Below are 15,537 nucleotides of genomic sequence, written 5' to 3'. Positions count from 1 at the left end.
CTCAGCGCGCGTCCCGGACCACCGCTCCGCCCTTGATCACCACGGGCACGGTTTCCAGCATCCGCACGTCCGCCAGCGGGTCGCCGGAGACGGCGATCAGGTCGCCGTAGCGGCCCGTGACGATGGCGCCGACATCCCCTTCCCGGCCCAGGGCCTGGGCGGCGTTCCAGGTGGCGGCGCGGATCGCTTCGGCGGGGGTCATGCCGTATTCGACCATGACGGCGAACTGCCGGGCGTTCTGGCCGTGCGGATAGATGGCGGCGTCGCTGCCGAACACCATCCGGGCCCCGGCGCGGTGGGCGGCGCGGAAATTGTCGCGCTGCAACTGGCCGATCTCGCGGTCCTTGCGCAGATTGTCCTCGGTGACCCCGAACTCCGTGCCCGTCGCCTGGGTGAAGTCGGTGTTGTAGATGTCCATCGACAGCCAGGTCCCGCGCTGGACCGCCAGACGGATGCCCTCGGCGTCGATCAGCGAGGCGTGTTCGATGGTGTCGATGCCGGCGCGGATGGCGTCGGCGATGCCCGAGGCGCCGTGGGCATGGGCGGCGACCTTCAGCCCCCACATATGCGCCTCGTCGGCCACGGCGGTCAGTTCGGCCAGGGTCATCTGCTGCTGGCCCGGCTCGGTGTTGCGCGAGAAGACGCCGCCGGTGGCGCAGACCTTGATCACCTGGGCCCCGTATTTGCGCACCTCGCGCACGCTGTGGCGGGCGGCGTCGACGCTGTCGGCGTTGTAGTCATTGGCCCGGGCCAGCGAGCGCGGCAGGCCGGTCTCGTCGCAATGGCCGCCGGTGGCGCCGAACGAGACGCCCGCCGGGATGACGCGCGGCCCCTCGACGAAGCCGGCGTCGATGGCCTGACGCAGGGCGACGTCGGCGAAGTCGGGGCCGCCGAGATTCCGCACCGTGGTGAAGCCCGCCATCAGATTGGCGCGGGCGTTGGGGACCTGGAGCACCGTCTCGAAATCGTCGGCGTACTCCAGAACCTTGAAGCCCGAGACATAGGGGGTGCCGGCCAGATGGACGTGCATGTCGATCAGGCCGGGCAGCAGGGTCAGGCCCGGCAGGTCGAGACGGCGGGCGTCGGCGGGCAGGTTCGCCGGGACGGCGGTCCCGACCGCGGTGATGCGTCCGTCGACGACCACGACGACGGGATTGTCGACATAGCGGCCGCGCTCGACATCGACCATGCGGGCGGCGGTGACCACCAGGGTGTCGGCGCGGGCGGGCGCCGCGAGGCCCAGCGTGAGAGCGAGGGCGGCGGCGGCCAGACGGTGCAGCATGGTGTTCTCCCCAGGGTCGGCGAAGCTTGCATGGAGCAGTCGCCCGGGCAACCGGAGAGCCTACGTCAATTCCGGACGCACCCCCTCGCCTGCCCCCTGCCCCGCCGCGCGCGACTCCTGTAAGCCGGAGGCATGGCGAGAGACGGTGCGATCTATGTTTGTCAGTCCTGCGGGGCGGTCCACGGCAAGTGGTCCGGCCAGTGCGGGGCGTGCGGTCAGTGGAACTCGATCGTCGAGGAGAGCCGCGCGGCGCCGCCGGGGGCGATGAAGCCGGCGACCAGCGCGGCCGGGCGCGGGCGGGGCGTGCAGTTCGAGGGGCTGCAGTCCGAGACGCCCGAGCCGCCGCGCATCATCACCGGCGTGGCCGAATTCGACCGGGTCTGCGGCGGCGGGGTGGTGCCGGGGTCGGCGATCCTGCTGAGCGGCGATCCCGGCGTCGGCAAGTCGACCCTGCTGCTGGACGTGGCCGGGCGCGCGGCCCTGTCGGGGCGGCGCGTGGCCTATATTTCGGGCGAGGAAGCCGTCGAACAGATCCGCGCCCGGGCCAGACGGATGGGGCTGGAGACGGCGCCCGTGGAACTGGCCTCGGCCACGGCGCTGCGGGACATCCTGGGGACGCTGAAGCGCGAGAAATTCGACATCGTCATCGTCGATTCCATCCAGACCCTGTGGTCCGACGCCCATGAGGCCGGACCGGGCTCCGTGACCCAGGTGCGGGCCTGCGCCGGCGAGATGGTGCGGCTGGCCAAGTCGCAGGGCGTGGCGGTGGTCCTGGTCGGCCATGTGACCAAGGACGGCCAGGTCGCGGGACCGCGCGTGGTCGAGCATATGGTCGACGCCGTGCTGAGCTTCGAGGGCGAGCGCGGCTATCCGTTCCGCATCCTGAGGGCCGGCAAGAACCGCTTCGGGGCCACCGACGAGATCGGCGTGTTCGAGATGGGCGACGCGGGTCTGCGCGAGGTCGCCAATCCGTCGGCCCTGTTCCTCGGCGAGGGCCGGGACCGAGCCCCGGGGGCGGCGGTGTTCGCCGGCATCGAGGGCTCGCGGCCCGTGCTGGTGGAGATGCAGGCGCTGGTGTCGAAATCGGCCTACGGCACGCCGCGCCGGGCGGTGGTCGGCTGGGACACCGGGCGGCTGGCCATGGTGCTGGCCGTGCTGGAGGCGCGCTGCGGCTTCGGGTTCGGAGACCAGGACGTCTATCTGAACGTCGCCGGGGGCCTGCGCATCAATGAGCCGGCGGCGGATCTGGCGGCCGCCGCGGCCCTGATCAGTTCGGCGACCGACACCCCCCTGCCCCAGGGCTGCGTCGTGTTCGGCGAGATCAGCCTGTCCGGCGAGGTGCGGGCGGTGGGCCGGGCCGAGGCGCGGCTGCGCGAGGCCCAGAAGCTGGGCTTCGACCAGGCCCTGACGCCGCCGCTGACGGTGAAGGACAAGGGGGTCAAGGTGACCTCCGTCACGCGATTGACCGAAGCGGTCGAACGAATCTCGCAAAACCGCTATTGAGGTCGGACCGACTTCAGTTCGAGCGCGCATGACCGGTTTCGACGTTATCGCCATTCTGGTCATCCTCGCCTCCGCCGCGGCCGGCTGGGTGCGCGGGGGCACGCGCGAGCTGATCACCCTGCTGAGCTTCGTGCTGGCGGCCTTCATCGCCCTGGTCGCCCTGCCGCTGACGGCGCCGCTGGGACGCGCCCTGGTCAATCCGGACTGGATGGGGACCATGGCGGCGGCCGTGGTTTCCTTCCTGGCGATCTATTTCGGCATCCGGCTGTTCGGCTCGATCCTGTCGAAGCGGGCGCAGGCGCATCCGCAGCTGGGCGGAGTCGACCGCATCCTCGGCATCTTCATCGGCGCGGCCCGCTCCCTGGTGCTGCTGGGGGCCATCCATCTGGTCATCGTCGCGGCCATGCCGGGCGAGAAGATGCCGCGCTGGCTCAGCGAGGCGGCCCTGCGGCCGGTGACGGCGGGCGCCGCGCGGCTGATCCAGATCGTGCTTCCGGGCATCGGCCGGGGCGCCGACGCCCTGACCCCGGTCGTGACTTCGTCCGTGAGCAAAGGGTTTTCCGAAGACAAAGCCTTGCCCCCGCCCCAAAGAGACAATACTTCGCCGCCGTCCGCCGCACGCTAGCGTTCCCCGCTTCATCGGAGCCCCACGATGAGCCGCCCTGAGCATTCCATCGCCGACCCGGTCGTCCACCGGGCGCATCACCGCGATGCGGACGACGACCGTCCGCGCCTCGAATGCGGCGTCTGCGGCGTCTGGGGGACCGAAAAGAATGCGGCCTCGGCCGTCGTCGCCCTGGGCCTGCACGCCCTGCAGCACCGCGGCCAGGAAGCCTGCGGCATCGCCAGCGTCCACGACACCCGGTTCCACACCGAGCGCCACATGGGTCTCGTCGGAGAGGCCTTCGGCGGCGCGGACCTGCCCGAGCGTCTGCCGGGCACGGCGGCCGTGGGACACACCCGCTATTCGACGGCCGGCGGCAGCTTCCTGCGCAACATCCAGCCGATGTTCGCCGATCTGGACCAGGGCGGCATCGCCATCGCCCACAACGGCAACCTGACCAATTTCCTCTATCTGCGGAACCAGCTGGTCGGCGAAGGGGCCATCTTCCAGTCGACCTCGGACTCGGAAGTCATCCTTCACCTGATCGCGCGGAGCCGTAAGGCCAAGATCGTCGACCGCTTCATCGACGCCATCGGCCGGATCGAGGGCGGCTACGCCCTGGTCTGCGCCACCCGCTCCAAGCTGATCGGCGCCCGCGACCCGCTGGGCATCCGCCCGCTGGTCCTCGGCCGTCTGGGCGAGGCCTGGGTGCTGGCGTCGGAAACCTGCGCCCTCGACACCATAGGCGCGACCTTCGAGCGCGACGTCGAGCATGGCGAGGTGGTCGTGATCGACCACGAGGGGCTGAAGTCGCTGAAGCCCTTCCCCACCCGCGGGGCCCGGCCCTGCCTGTTCGAATACGTCTATTTCTCGCGCCCTGACAGCGTCGTGAACGGCCGTTCGGTCTATGGCGTGCGCAAGCGGATGGGCATGAAGCTGGCCCGCGAGCATGCGGTCGAGGCCGATGTGGTCGTGCCGGTGCCGGACTCCGGCGTGCCGGCGGCGCTGGGCTATGCCCAGGAGAGCGGCATTCCCTATGAGATGGGGATCATCCGCAGCCACTATCTGGGCCGCACCTTCATCCAGCCCAGCCAGGGCGCCCGGCAGAAGGGGGTGCGGATGAAGCACAGCCCCAACGCCTCGGTGCTCAAGGGCAAGCGGGTCGTGCTGATCGACGATTCCATTGTGCGCGGCACGACGTCGGTGAAGCTGGTGCGCGCCGTCCGCGCGGCGGGCGCGACCGAGGTGCATCTGCGCTCGGCCAGTCCGCCGATCCTGTGGCCGGACTTCTACGGCATTGACATGCCCGAGCGGGACCAGCTGATCGCCGCCAACAAGACGCTGGAGGAGATGAAGGCCTTCCTCGAGGTCGACTCCCTCGGCTTCCTGTCGGTCGACGGCCTGTATGACGCCATGGAGGCGGGTCCGCGCGACCCACACAATCCGCAGTTCACGGACCACTATTTCACCGGCGAATACCCGACCCGCCTGCTGGATCGCGAGATCGAGGAAGGCGGGCGCGAGGTGGCGGCGCGGCAACTTTCCCTGCTGGTCAGCGCTTAAGGTTCACACGATCACCGGAGGCGTCGCATGGTCCAGCTCGGCTATTTCACCATCGACACCCACGATGTCGCCAAGGCGCGCGCCTTCTATTCGGCCCTGTTCGGCTGGACGTTCAACGAGACCGAGTCGGGCCCGACCTACGCCCATGTCGCCGGCAGCAAGCCGGCGTTCGGCTTCACCAAGGCCGAGCGGCCCGGCCAGTTTCCCCATCTGTATTTCCGCGTCGATGACCTCGACGCCCTGTGCGCGCGGGTGATCGAGCTGGGCGGCAAGGCGGCGGTTCCGGCGGAGAGCTCGACCGGACGCTCGGTCGTGATCAGCGACGACCAGGGCGTCAGCCTCAGCCTGTGGCAACCCGCGCCGGGCTTCTGACTTTCGCCGGGCCGACGGGCGGGCTATCAGGCCCGGCATGACCGACCTTCCCCTCAAAGACCGCATCGCCCTCGTCGTGGGGGCCTCGCGCGGCATCGGCTATGAGACCGCCCTGGCGCTGGCCCGGGCCGGCGCGCACGTCATCGCCACGGCGCGGACCCAGGGCGGGCTGGAGGAGCTGGACGACGCCATTTTCGCGGCGACCGGCAAGCACGCGACCCTGATCCCGTTCGATCTGGTGGACGGCGGCGCGATCGACCGGCTGGGCGGGGCCATCTTCGAGCGGTTCGGGCGGCTGGACGTCTGGGTGCAGGCGGCCGCGACCATGGGGGCCGCAGGCCTGACGCCGGTCAGCCATGCCGACCCGCGCGTATGGGCCAAGGTCGAGAAGACCAATTTCACCGCCGTCTATCGCCTGATCCGCTCGCTGGAGCCGCTGCTGAAGGTGTCGGAAGCCGGGCGGGCGATCTATGTGACCACCAGCGTGGCCAGCGCACCCAAGGCCTTCTGGGGCGCCTATGCGGCGACCAAGGCGGGCGCGGAGGCGCTGGTCAAATGCTGGGCCGACGAGATCGAGTCGACGCCGGTGCGCGTGGCCATCGTCGATCCGGGCCGGATGCGCACCGCCATGCGGGCCCAGGCCTATCCGGGCGAGGACCCGGAGGAGGTTCCGCATCCGTCTGCCATCGGCCCGCTGATGGTCGAGCTGGCGCGCGGCGATCTGGAGCCGGCGCTTGAGGTGAAGTTCAGGGACTGGAGCGGCGGGCCGCCGGTGGCGGCGCTGATCTAGCCAGCGCGCAGGAAGCCGGTCGAACCCGCCTTGGCGCCGATCCAGCCGGCGGCCACGACCAGCACGACGCCCGCGATCGCCATCCACGTCGGATGGGGGATCAGGAACAGGTTGGCGGCGGTGGCGCACAGGAACAGACCCGCGGCGACCCAGCCCGCCCAGGCGCCGCGCCGCGCGAAGCGGGCCGCGAAGGCGGCGGCGGCGAAGGCGGCCACGGTCCATGTCGCCAGCATGGTGATGAACACCGCTGTCGGCAGACCGGCCATATAGGCCTCCATCGCCGCGCGGTCGGTCATTTCGGTCGGAGCCGGCCCGGCCGACGCGGCCATGGACTGGGACAGGATGTCGCCAGCCATGACGATGACGAAGGCGATGGCCACCCCGACGACGATAGACAATATGAGCCTGAGCATCCGGAACCCTCCCGAGGTTGAGGCAGGGTAACGGCGTTTCCGGCGGCGCGTCAAAGACAGGCCGCCGGGACCGGTGGGCCTACTTCTTCGGCAGGTGCTTCTGGCCCGTGCGGACGCGACCCGAACGCGAGACCTGGCGGGCGCCGCCGCGCGCGCCCTTCTGGACGGCGACCGAGGAGCCGGCCTTCTTGTTGGCGCTGGCCTTCAGCCCGGCCAGCGGCTTGAGCTTGGTCTTGCCGGCCTTCTTCTGCTCCAGCGCCTTGCCGGGCAGGTTGGACAGCATCTCGGCCCGCTCGGCCTTCTTGATGACCTTGCGCGGCGCGGTCTTGGCGTCGCCCTTGTAGCGCTCCGGCCCCGATTTTGAGCCGCCCGGCGCATAGGGGTTCTCGCTGCCCGACTTGACCAGCAGCCGGATCGGCGTGCCCGGCAGATCGAAGGATTCGCGCAGGTTGTTGACCAGATAGCGCTTGTACTGCTCCGGCATGGACTCGGCGCGGCTGGCCATCAGAACGAAGGTCGGCGGCCGGGCCTTGGTCTGGGCCATGTATTTGGGCTTGATCCGCTTGCCGTCGACGGCGGGGGGCGGATGCCTCTGGGTGGCCAGGGCCAGCCAGGTGTTGAGGTCCTTGGTCTTGACCTTGACCGACCAGGTGGCGTGAGCCTGAAGCACGGCCGGCATCAGGCGCTCGACGCCGCGGCCGCTGTGCGACGACAGGGCCACAAAGGGCGAACCCTTCAGCTGGGGCAGCTTGTCCTCGGCCATCTGGGTCAGCTTGGCCAGCTTCGACTGGGGCTCTGTCTCGAGGTCCCATTTGGCGGCGACATAGACCAGGGCCCGGCCCTCGCGCTCGACCAGGTCGGCCAGCTGCAGGTCCTGGGTGTCGAAGGCGTCGTCCTTGTCCATGACCAGCACGACCACCTCGGCGAAGGTGATGGCGCGGATGGTGTCGGCGACCGACAGCTTCTCCAGCTTCTCCTGCACCCGGGCCTTGCGGCGCATGCCGGCGGTGTCGACCAGGCGGATGTTCTGGCCTTCGTATTCCCAGTCGACCGAGATGGAGTCGCGGGTGATGCCGGCCTCGGGGCCGGTCAGCATGCGGTCCTCGCCGATCAGGCGGTTGATCAGGGTCGACTTGCCGGCGTTGGGGCGGCCGATGATGGCGATGCGGATCGGCTTGTCGGGCTCGTCGACCTCCTCGATGAAGATGTCGGCGCTGGCGGCGACGATGGCGGCGTAGAGATCGGCCATGCCTTCGCCGTGCTCGGCCGAGATGGCGACCGGCTCGCCAAAGCCGAGCGAATAGGCCTCGCCGATGCCGCCGCCGCTCTCGCGGCTCTCGGACTTGTTGGCCAGCAGGATGACGGGCTTGTGCTGCTTGCGCAGGCGGTCGGCGAAGATCTGGTCCAGCGAGGTCACGCCCTCGCGGGCGTCCATCATGAACAGGATCAGGTCGCCGTCTTCCAGCGCCGCCTCGGTCTGTTCGCGCATCCGCGATTCGAGGCTGTCGTCGGTGACGTCCTCATAGCCGGCGGTGTCGATCAGCGTCAGATCCATGTCGCCGATGTTGCCGTCGGCGTAGCGACGGTCGCGGGTCACGCCCGGGCGGTCATCGACGAGCGCGAGGCGCTTGCCGACGAGACGATTGAACAATGTCGACTTGCCCACATTGGGGCGGCCGACGATGGCGACTTTGAGAGCCATGTCGGCCTTCTAACGCAGATTGAGGGTCCGGTGTCAGCGAATGCTGACGAGGTCGCCCTTGTCGGTGAGAACGTAGAGCGCGCCATTGTAGGCGGCGGGCGCGAGATAGACCGGTCCGGCGCCGAGCCGGAGCGAAGCCGTCTGGGCTCCGGTCTTGGGATCGAAGGCGACCAGTTCGCCGTCCGAATTGGTCAGGACCAGCCGGTTCGAAGCCAGCAGCGGACCCGACCATTCCGGCCGCACCGTGCGGTCGAAGAAGCCGAAATAGCCGCCCTCCTGACGCACGCGGCCCTCGTTGAGGTCGCGGCTCCAGTAGATCTGGCCGGTGTCGCGGTTGATGACGGTCAGTTCGCCGTCCTTGGACACGACATAGACGACGTCGCCGGCCGGCAGGGGCGCATTGACGCCGGCGATGGGCAGGGGCGCCCATTTGGGCTGACCGGTGCGGAGGTCGAGGGCCGACAGCAGGCCCGAATGACTGACGGCGTAGACCGTGCCGCGGCTGATGACCGGACGGCCGGCGATGTCGCGGATCTCCGACAGGGCGCTGGTGCGGCTGGTGCGCGAAAGCACCTGCTGCCAGACGGCCTGGCCGGTCGAGGCGCGCAGGGCGACGACCTCGCCCGACGAGAAGGGCGCGATCACGGTGTCGCCGGTGACCGCCGGGCTGGAGGCGCGCATGATGCGGGCCGGCTCCGGGATGCCGCGGTAGGACCAGTCCTGACGGCCGGTCGTGGTGTCGAAGGCCTGGATCTGGTTTTCGACGTCGACCACGAACACCCGGCTGCCCGACACGGTCGGGGCGCCGTGGATCGGCACATCCACCGGCGTGGTCCAGAGGACCGCGCCCGTGGCCTGGTCGAGGGCGGTGACGACGCGATAGCCGGACGCGACGAAGACCTTGCCGCCGCCCACGGCGACGCCGCCGCCGAAGCCGCCGCCGGTCGTTCCGCCCGTGCCGCCGAAGCCGAGGAAGCCGCGGCTGCCGCCTTCGCGTTCATCGGGCTTGATATTGACCTTCCAGGCCTGGGCGCCCGTGCCGGAGTCGAGCGCCGACACGGTGGACTCGCCGTCCAGCACGAAGACGCGGCCGTTGTCGGCCACGACCGGCGCCATCACCTGACGCGTGCGCGAAGAGCCGGCGCCGACGCCCCGCCGCCAGGCCACCGCGAACTCCGGAGCCGCGATCACGTGCTCGACCGAATTCTCGGCGTTGCCGCCGGGCTGGGTCCAGGCCGTGGCGGCCTGGGGACCCGGGAGGAAGAAGTCACGCCCCGACAGGGCGGCCGACGGCGCCAGCTGCTGTTCGAACTCCAGGACCGAAATCCGCTGGCCCTCGGACGCGGTGGCCTGGGGGTCCTTGGAGCCGCCGAGGCCGAACGGCAGGGCGTTGCGCACCGTGCCGCAGGAGGCGAGGGAGACGGCCAGACCGCCCAGCAGAGCGACTTTGAGCACGCGATTCATGGCGGACGTCCTGGAAACGGGGATCACGGGCGGGCCGGTGCGGCTGCGGGCGCGGCGGGAGCAGGCGCGCCCGGCTGGGCGGCGGGGGCCGCGCTCACGGGCGGGGCCACGGGAAGAGCCGCCTGGGCGCGAACGATGGCCGGCAGGTTGGCCGCGGCGCCGGAATCGATGGCCGCGATGGTCAGGTCGGCGCGCTGGCTGACGATCTCGGGCGTATCCAGACCGTTCTTGAGCAGCACCAGCGCCTCGCGGGCCGGGGCGACCTGCCCGTTCTGGAGGCGCGCCATGGCGAGGGCCTCGAGGGCGAAGGGGCTGAACGGACGGCCGTCCTTCGCGATCGGCGCGAGACGGGCCTCGATCTGGGCCAGAGTCTCGCTGTCCATGGCCAGCCAGGCGGCCTTGAGCGCGGCGGCGTCGGCCAGCAGCGGGTCCCCGGAGGCTTTCGCCGCCTCGTCGAAGCGGGCGATGGCGTCGGGGATGCGGTTGGCGTCGACGGCGATGGCGGCGCGCTGCATCAGGGCGAGGGCCTTGTAGGCGCCGTTGCCGTCTTTCGCCGCCTGGGTGAAGGCGGCGTCGGCCCCGACCGGATTGTTGGCCTGGAGCGACTGCATGCCGCGATCGAAGGCGACCGAGGCCTTGTCGGCCTTCGACGTCTGCAGGCTGTCCCAGCCCCAGAAGGCCAGGGCGGCGATCAGGGCGATCAGTAGCACGCCGCCGACAACGGGCAGCCAGGTGCGGGCGAGCCGCTTGTAGCGGTCGGAGCGGAGCTCCTCCTCGACCTGCTCGAAGACATCAACCACGGATACGTCGCCCCCAGAAAACGGCGCCGAGGCCGCTGAAATTCAATCCGGCCGGACCCTAGAGGGTCAGCCTGCCCGCCGCAACGCAGCCCTTACGGCGTAGCGGGCTTTTTCGAGAAGTAGGTCTCGACTTCGGCAGGAAAACGGCGGGCCTTCACGTCGGCGGCGTAGGCGGCGACGGCCCGGTCGATCTCGCCGCGCATATCGGCGTAGCGGCGGACGAATTTCGGCGTCCAGTCGAACATGCCCAGCATGTCGGGCGTCACCAGAATCTGGCCGTCGCAGGCGGACGAGGCGCCGATGCCGATGGTGGGCTTGTCGACGGCGGCGGTGATGTCGCGCGCCAGGCCCTCCGCCACGCCCTCGATGACGATGGAAAAGGCTCCGGCGTCAGCCGTGGCCTCGGCCTCCGACATGACCCGCAGCCGCTCCTCGTCGGTCCGGCCCTTGGCCTTGAAGGCGCCGTCCGTCAGCACGGCCTGGGGCCGCAGGCCGACGTGGCCCATGACCGGGATGCCGCGCTGGACCAGATAGGCGATGGTTTCCGCGACGGTCGGGCCGCTTTCCAGCTTCACGCCCTGGGCGCCCGTCTCCTTCATGACGCGAGCGCAGTTTTCGTAGGCCAGCTCCTTGCCGCCCTCGTAGCTGCCGAACGGCATGTCGATGACCACCATGGCCTTCCTCGAGCCGCGCATGACGGCCTGGCCGTGGAGAATCATCATCTCGAGGGTGACTCCGACGGTGTTGGGCAGGCCGTGCACGACCATGCCGACGCTGTCGCCGACCAGCAGCAGGTCGCAATGATCGTCCAGCAGGGCCGCCGTGGGGGCGTCATACGCCGTCAGGCAGACGATGGGCTCTCCGCCCTTGCGGTTGCGGATGTCCGGCGCGGCGAGGCGGCGGACGGTTTCCTGCTTCTGGCTGGACATGGCGGTCCTCCTGTTCGGAGACCTAGATAGCGATGGGGCTTGTCCCCGTCATCCCTGAGGACGACGGGGACAGACTCACATATCCTGCGACAGCTTCATCACGCCGGCCGCGGCCAGGGCGATCAGGGCTCCGGCGGCGATCCAGAACAGTTGCATTCCGCCCATGGAGCCGAGTTCCAGGCCGCCCAGACCGAACTGGTCGAGCGCCCCCTGAACCGAACTCTGGACGCTGAGCGAGGCGGAGCGAATGCCCTCGCCGAGGGCGTCGCCGGCGACCACGCCGTCGCCGACGCCGAGGTTCACGCTCATGGTCTCGCGGACCGCCACGACGCCGCCGACGACGCCGGCCAGCCCCAGGGCGAAGACGCGAACCTGGGAGCTCTTCTGCAGGCGCTGTTCGACCCGGGCGTTGAACAGGGCCGCGTCGGGCAGATGCGGGGTGCGCGCGAACAGGCGCTCGATTTCGGGATCGAACTCGTCAGCCGACATGCTGCGCTCCCCCCAGGGCTGTCGCGGATCGCGGCTGTAGCCGCGCGCGGAGTTTATCCAGACCACGTTTGACATGAGACTTCACCGTGCCGAGTGGCAAATTCAGGGCGGCGGCGATCTCGGGATGCGCCATGCCGGCCCCGTGACAAAGGGAGACACACAGTCGTTCAGGCTCGCTGAGGCCTTTCAGGGCTTCGTCGAGATCCATCAGGCCCGCCTGATCGGCGGCGGGCGCGACTTCTTCCTGTTCAACTTCAGCAATGTAGCGGGCTTCTTTCGTAACACGCTTGATGTAGAGACGCGCCGCGATCCGCTTGACCCAGGCGGCGAAGGTGCCCTCGCCGCGAAACTCCGCGCACCGCTCGAACGCCTGGATAAAGGCGTCCTGGGCGATGTCGTCGGCGAGCGAGGGCTGGGCCCCCATCCGCCGCAGCAGGCCGCGCACCGCCGAACCGTGGCGGCGCACCAGCTCGCCGAACTCCCGCCGTCCGCCCGCCGCCGCAAGGGCGGCGAGCTCGACGTCGTGCCGGTCGATCAGAGGTTGGGTCATCATCAATCCCCCTGTCCGCTCGGGCTTACTCCTTGTTCGGGTTGAAGAAGCTCAGGATGATGAACGCCAGACCGATGGTGGCGGGAATGGCCGCGATGCCCATCAGGCCGCCTGCTACGCCTTCGACATCGTGGTCGTGCCAGCCGAACTGGGTCATGTACCCGAAGGCGGTGAGGCCGACGCCGACCGCCAGCCAGATGACGCCGCGACGCAGGTCGCGGGTCCGCGAGGGAAGCTTGCTGGCCACGTCGCGCGTCATGGCGTCGATCAGGTCGGCGGGCAGTTGCTGGCCCTTGTCGATCGCGTGACGAACCGTCGTCTGGATATCGCGCTTCTCGCGGGATTTCAGATAGCTCGGACCGAAGATGACGGCGGTAATGGCGGTGAAGATGATCAGTACGATCAGTATGGGCGTCAGGTTCATGGGATGTCCCCTTTTCTCGAAACCGGAGCGTGATGCCTCGGCCTTCTGACGACAAGAGGCTGTGAAGACGCTCCATGGATGCGGACGACGAGGTGAAACTTTTGTAAGGCGAAGGCGGGCCCCGCAACCGGAGACACGCCGATGATCGACCGCCGCCTCCTTCTGGCCGGACTGGCCGCGGCCCCCCTGACCGCCTGCGCGACCGGGACGGGCGCGGTGACGGAGGTGCGAGGGGCGGCGCTGACCCTGGTCACCTTCAACATCTGGCACAACCAGGGCGACTGGGCCGCGCGACTGCCGCTGCTGATCGCCGCGATCCGGGCGGAGAGCCCGGACGTCATCGCCCTGCAGGAGGTGCTGGAAGACGCCGCCGTCGGGCTGCCCAATCAGGCGCGGACGATCGCGGACGCCCTGGGCGGCTATGAGATGCATTTCGTCTCGACCGACGCCGAAGGCGCGCCCCGCCGGTACGGCAATGCGATCCTGAGCCGCCTGCCCGTGCTGGCGCACGACTGGAAGACGCTGGAACCGCTGGACGACTATCGCACGGCGCTGCGCGTCCGGGTCGACGCGGGCGGCCGGGCCGTGGATGTCGTCAACACCCATCTGGCGTGGCAGGCCGACGCCCAGGCCGTGCGGGCGCGCCAGCTGGCCGATCTGATGAGCTGGCTGCCGAAGGACGGGACGCCGCTGATCGTCACGGGCGACTTCAACGCGGTGCAGGAGGACGCCGGGCTGGCGGTGCTGACCGGCGAGCGGTTCTTCAGCGCCCTGCCCCGCGGGACGGCGCCGACGACGCTGAACCCGGCGAAGAACCATCCGCCCCGGGTCATCGATCACGTCTTCGCCGAGACGGCCCGGTTCGCGCCGGTGCGGGCGGCCGTGATCGGGGCCGAGCCGACGGACGGGGAGTACCCGTCGGATCATTTCGGCGTGGCGGCTACCGTCAGGCTGCGCTGAACCGGCGCGCGAGGGCCAGGGCGGCCGCGGCGCTGACCGCCACGCCCGCCAGCATGGCGGCGGCGGGGATCAGGGCGCCGATGTCCTCGGTCAGCGGACCGACCACCGGAATCAGGGCCCACAGGATGGCGACGGCGGCGACGACCCAGGGCACGAGGGCCGCGACGGTCATCCACGCCCGGCGCAGGGCGAGCCGCTGCGCGATCCGCGCCTGGAAGGCGTAGTCGCGCGCCGGGAGCGCTTCGGCGGCGAACAGGGCCTGCAGTTTCTGTTCAGGCGTCATCGGTTCCTCCGAGCGCTTTGAGCAGCCGCGCCCGACCGCGCGCAACATGCGACTTCACCGTGCCGAGCGGCAAGCCCAGGGAGATGGCCGCCTCGCCGTGCGACCAGCCGTCGGCGAGACACAGGGCGACACAGGCGCGAACGTCCGGGGCCAGTTCGGCCATGGCGGCGGCCAGGGCCAGCCGGTCCTCGTGCGACACGCCCGCGGGGAGGTCGACCGTCTCCAGCCACACGCCGTCGCGCGCCGCGCCGCGCCGCGCGCTGCGGATCCGGTCCTGGGCCTTGCGCCAGGCGATGCCGCACAGCCAGGCGCGGACCCCGCCCGGGTCCCTGAGCGACCGGAGCGACCGCCAGGCGGCGAGGAAGGCGTCCTGGGCCACATCGTCGGCCTCGGCCCAGCCCCCGCCCAGGGCGCGGCGCAGAAAGCCGCGGACGGCCGCCTGATGCCGCTCGACCAGCCGCGAAAAGGCCGCGTCCGAGCCGGCGAGCGCATGACTCACCAGCTCGGCGTCGCTGTGAAATCCCCCCATGGCGCGCGTTCCCGGGCCGCATCAGGCCCGCGGACCGCGTCCGCCGCTGCGCAGGGCCGAGACCAGCGAGGCCAGGCAGAGCGCCCCCAGCACGAAGCTGACGATCAGGAAGGCTTCGCCGGCTCCGTAGATGTCTGACCAGCTGGCGTAGGCGAAGCCGACCGCCATCACGCCGAACAGCACCACCGAGAACCAGGCGCCGTCGCCGGACCGGCCGCCGCTGTTGTCGCTCGAGGAGTCCCACATTCCGGAGCCGTCGATCGGCTTTTCGATCAGGGCGAGCAGGGCGGCGGGCGGCTCCTGGCCCTTTTCCGCATAGGTCTGGATCAGCTTCAACGCATCCCGTTGCCGGCGGTAGTTCAGGAAGCTGGAGAAGCCGCCGAACACGAACCAGGCCAGCGGGAACAGCAGCCACCAGTAAGAACGGAACAGGTCTTCCATGATCGTCACCCCTCATGCGCCGGACGCCGTGTCCACGCTTTCATAGGGTAGTCGTCGCCGATCCCGCCAGCGGATGCGACGGCCGGGACTTTTTGCGCCCCCCTCGCCGTCGGGACGCGCAACCCATCTTGCGGCCTCGCGTTCGCTGGCGGACACTCAGTCCCCACGGGAGCCCGGCCATGGTCCAGATCACCTATCGCATCGTCGAACACGACGGGGGCTGGGCCTATCAGTCGGGCGGGACCTATTCCGAGACCTATCCGACCCATGACTCGGCGCGGGCCGCCGCTGTCGCCGTGGCGCGCGAGCAGAAGGTGCCGGACGAGGACGCCCTGATCGAATACGCCGACTCCTCTGGCCGCTGGATCACCGAGCGCGCCGACGGCCAAGACCGGCCCGAGATCGACGTCGAGGGCTGACCCGCAACCGCTTGTGATCG

General features: G+C 70.0%; 19 protein-coding genes. 7 read left to right on the top strand and 12 right to left on the bottom strand.

Annotated features, from left to right (window positions below):
• Position 1 precedes the first annotated feature (1 nt).
• Entirely contained in the window at positions 2-1,282 is a 1,281-nt protein-coding gene (locus tag ASD59_RS04975; protein ID WP_055829133.1) for a Xaa-Pro dipeptidase, read from the bottom strand.
• A 132-nt stretch (positions 1,283-1,414) separates the two neighbouring features.
• Between ASD59_RS04975 and radA the strand changes: the two genes are divergently transcribed.
• The 5 genes from radA to ASD59_RS04950 are packed head-to-tail and all read left to right on the top strand — an operon-like array spanning position 1,415 to position 6,114.
• Positions 1,415-2,785: a DNA repair protein RadA gene (radA, locus tag ASD59_RS04970; RefSeq protein WP_055829131.1), complete on the top strand. Its 1,371-nt coding sequence runs from the start codon at positions 1,415-1,417 to the stop codon at positions 2,783-2,785.
• Positions 2,786-2,813: 28 nt separating this feature from the next.
• Positions 2,814-3,410, top strand: coding sequence for a CvpA family protein (locus ASD59_RS04965; protein WP_055829128.1), 597 nt, complete (start codon positions 2,814-2,816; stop codon positions 3,408-3,410).
• 27 nt (positions 3,411-3,437) lie between these two features.
• Complete coding sequence (gene purF / locus ASD59_RS04960) at positions 3,438-4,952, top strand: amidophosphoribosyltransferase (protein ID WP_055829124.1); 1,515 nt, start codon at positions 3,438-3,440, stop codon at positions 4,950-4,952.
• 27 nt (positions 4,953-4,979) lie between these two features.
• On the top strand, positions 4,980-5,324 hold the full coding sequence (locus tag ASD59_RS04955; protein ID WP_055829121.1) for a VOC family protein: 345 nt from the start codon (positions 4,980-4,982) through the stop codon (positions 5,322-5,324).
• A 37-nt stretch (positions 5,325-5,361) separates the two neighbouring features.
• Complete coding sequence (locus ASD59_RS04950; RefSeq protein ID WP_055829118.1) at positions 5,362-6,114, top strand: SDR family NAD(P)-dependent oxidoreductase; 753 nt, start codon at positions 5,362-5,364, stop codon at positions 6,112-6,114.
• Here ASD59_RS04950 and ASD59_RS04945 read toward each other — a convergent pair.
• The 8 genes from ASD59_RS04945 to ASD59_RS04910 all read right to left on the bottom strand — a co-directional run bounded on the left by ASD59_RS04945 (position 6,111) and on the right by ASD59_RS04910 (position 12,885).
• A complete protein-coding gene (locus tag ASD59_RS04945) occupies positions 6,111-6,527 on the bottom strand; it encodes a hypothetical protein (protein WP_156376931.1) in 417 nt (138 codons plus the stop codon). The two genes, ASD59_RS04950 and ASD59_RS04945, sit on opposite strands and share 4 nt — an antisense overlap.
• A 79-nt stretch (positions 6,528-6,606) precedes the next feature.
• Positions 6,607-8,229 carry a ribosome biogenesis GTPase Der gene (gene der / locus ASD59_RS04940; protein ID WP_055829111.1) on the bottom strand — a complete coding sequence of 541 codons (1,623 nt, stop codon included), beginning with the start codon at positions 8,227-8,229 and terminating at the stop codon, positions 6,607-6,609.
• Positions 8,230-8,262: 33 nt separating this feature from the next.
• On the bottom strand, positions 8,263-9,693 hold the full coding sequence (locus tag ASD59_RS04935; protein ID WP_055829109.1) for a PQQ-like beta-propeller repeat protein: 1,431 nt from the start codon (positions 9,691-9,693) through the stop codon (positions 8,263-8,265).
• A gap of 23 nt (positions 9,694-9,716) precedes the next feature.
• Entirely contained in the window at positions 9,717-10,493 is a 777-nt protein-coding gene (locus ASD59_RS04930) for a tetratricopeptide repeat protein (protein WP_055829106.1), read from the bottom strand.
• Positions 10,494-10,585: 92 nt separating this feature from the next.
• The gene (gene panB / locus ASD59_RS04925) at positions 10,586-11,422 is read right to left on the bottom strand and encodes a 3-methyl-2-oxobutanoate hydroxymethyltransferase (protein WP_055829103.1); all 837 of its coding nucleotides are present in this window, start codon (positions 11,420-11,422) and stop codon (positions 10,586-10,588) included.
• A gap of 75 nt (positions 11,423-11,497) precedes the next feature.
• Positions 11,498-11,911: a hypothetical protein gene (locus ASD59_RS04920; protein WP_055829100.1), complete on the bottom strand. Its 414-nt coding sequence runs from the start codon at positions 11,909-11,911 to the stop codon at positions 11,498-11,500.
• Positions 11,901-12,461 (bottom strand): RNA polymerase sigma factor, encoded by a 561-nt coding sequence (locus ASD59_RS04915; RefSeq protein WP_055829743.1) that lies wholly within the window; start codon positions 12,459-12,461, stop codon positions 11,901-11,903. Before ASD59_RS04915 ends, ASD59_RS04920 begins: the two co-directional genes overlap by 11 nt.
• Before the next feature lie 25 nt (positions 12,462-12,486).
• Complete coding sequence (locus ASD59_RS04910; protein ID WP_055829096.1) at positions 12,487-12,885, bottom strand: DUF6249 domain-containing protein; 399 nt, start codon at positions 12,883-12,885, stop codon at positions 12,487-12,489.
• A 141-nt stretch (positions 12,886-13,026) separates the two neighbouring features.
• Between ASD59_RS04910 and ASD59_RS04905 the strand changes: the two genes are divergently transcribed.
• Positions 13,027-13,845, top strand: coding sequence for an endonuclease/exonuclease/phosphatase family protein (locus ASD59_RS04905; RefSeq protein WP_055829092.1), 819 nt, complete (start codon positions 13,027-13,029; stop codon positions 13,843-13,845).
• Here the strand turns inward: ASD59_RS04905 and ASD59_RS04900 are convergent.
• Genes ASD59_RS04900 through ASD59_RS04890 form a run of 3 tightly spaced genes read right to left on the bottom strand, consistent with a single transcriptional unit; the run spans position 13,832 to position 15,098 of the window.
• Positions 13,832-14,128 (bottom strand): hypothetical protein, encoded by a 297-nt coding sequence (locus ASD59_RS04900; RefSeq protein WP_055829088.1) that lies wholly within the window; start codon positions 14,126-14,128, stop codon positions 13,832-13,834. The genes ASD59_RS04905 and ASD59_RS04900 overlap by 14 nt on opposite strands.
• Positions 14,118-14,657, bottom strand: coding sequence for an RNA polymerase sigma factor (locus ASD59_RS04895; RefSeq protein WP_055829086.1), 540 nt, complete (start codon positions 14,655-14,657; stop codon positions 14,118-14,120). The genes ASD59_RS04900 and ASD59_RS04895 overlap by 11 nt, the downstream gene beginning before the upstream one ends.
• Before the next feature lie 21 nt (positions 14,658-14,678).
• Positions 14,679-15,098 (bottom strand): hypothetical protein, encoded by a 420-nt coding sequence (locus ASD59_RS04890; RefSeq protein ID WP_055829740.1) that lies wholly within the window; start codon positions 15,096-15,098, stop codon positions 14,679-14,681.
• 179 nt (positions 15,099-15,277) lie between these two features.
• Between ASD59_RS04890 and ASD59_RS04885 the strand changes: the two genes are divergently transcribed.
• Positions 15,278-15,517: a DUF2188 domain-containing protein gene (locus ASD59_RS04885; protein WP_055829083.1), complete on the top strand. Its 240-nt coding sequence runs from the start codon at positions 15,278-15,280 to the stop codon at positions 15,515-15,517.
• Positions 15,518-15,537 lie beyond the last annotated feature (20 nt).

The sequence above is a fragment of the Brevundimonas sp. Root608 genome (assembly GCF_001427825.1).
Lineage (GTDB): Bacteria > Pseudomonadota > Alphaproteobacteria > Caulobacterales > Caulobacteraceae > Brevundimonas.
Note: the sequence above shows the minus strand (reverse complement) of the source record. Positions and strands in the feature narration are given on the sequence as shown.

Coding starts and splice junctions, on each gene's coding strand:
- ASD59_RS04910 (WP_055829096.1), bottom strand. CDS start 12,885: ATGAACCTGACGCCCATACTGATCGTACTGATCATCTTCACCGCCATT.
- ASD59_RS04915 (WP_055829743.1), bottom strand. CDS start 12,461: ATGACCCAACCTCTGATCGACCGGCACGACGTCGAGCTCGCCGCCCTT.
- ASD59_RS04895 (WP_055829086.1), bottom strand. CDS start 14,657: ATGGGGGGATTTCACAGCGACGCCGAGCTGGTGAGTCATGCGCTCGCC.
- panB (WP_055829103.1), bottom strand. CDS start 11,422: ATGTCCAGCCAGAAGCAGGAAACCGTCCGCCGCCTCGCCGCGCCGGAC.
- der (WP_055829111.1), bottom strand. CDS start 8,229: ATGGCTCTCAAAGTCGCCATCGTCGGCCGCCCCAATGTGGGCAAGTCG.
- ASD59_RS04890 (WP_055829740.1), bottom strand. CDS start 15,098: ATGGAAGACCTGTTCCGTTCTTACTGGTGGCTGCTGTTCCCGCTGGCC.
- radA (WP_055829131.1), top strand. CDS start 1,415: ATGGCGAGAGACGGTGCGATCTATGTTTGTCAGTCCTGCGGGGCGGTC.
- ASD59_RS04905 (WP_055829092.1), top strand. CDS start 13,027: ATGATCGACCGCCGCCTCCTTCTGGCCGGACTGGCCGCGGCCCCCCTG.
- ASD59_RS04920 (WP_055829100.1), bottom strand. CDS start 11,911: ATGTCGGCTGACGAGTTCGATCCCGAAATCGAGCGCCTGTTCGCGCGC.
- purF (WP_055829124.1), top strand. CDS start 3,438: ATGAGCCGCCCTGAGCATTCCATCGCCGACCCGGTCGTCCACCGGGCG.
- ASD59_RS04950 (WP_055829118.1), top strand. CDS start 5,362: ATGACCGACCTTCCCCTCAAAGACCGCATCGCCCTCGTCGTGGGGGCC.
- ASD59_RS04975 (WP_055829133.1), bottom strand. CDS start 1,282: ATGCTGCACCGTCTGGCCGCCGCCGCCCTCGCTCTCACGCTGGGCCTC.
- ASD59_RS04945 (WP_156376931.1), bottom strand. CDS start 6,527: ATGCTCAGGCTCATATTGTCTATCGTCGTCGGGGTGGCCATCGCCTTC.
- ASD59_RS04935 (WP_055829109.1), bottom strand. CDS start 9,693: ATGAATCGCGTGCTCAAAGTCGCTCTGCTGGGCGGTCTGGCCGTCTCC.
- ASD59_RS04885 (WP_055829083.1), top strand. CDS start 15,278: ATGGTCCAGATCACCTATCGCATCGTCGAACACGACGGGGGCTGGGCC.
- ASD59_RS04900 (WP_055829088.1), bottom strand. CDS start 14,128: ATGACGCCTGAACAGAAACTGCAGGCCCTGTTCGCCGCCGAAGCGCTC.
- ASD59_RS04955 (WP_055829121.1), top strand. CDS start 4,980: ATGGTCCAGCTCGGCTATTTCACCATCGACACCCACGATGTCGCCAAG.
- ASD59_RS04965 (WP_055829128.1), top strand. CDS start 2,814: ATGACCGGTTTCGACGTTATCGCCATTCTGGTCATCCTCGCCTCCGCC.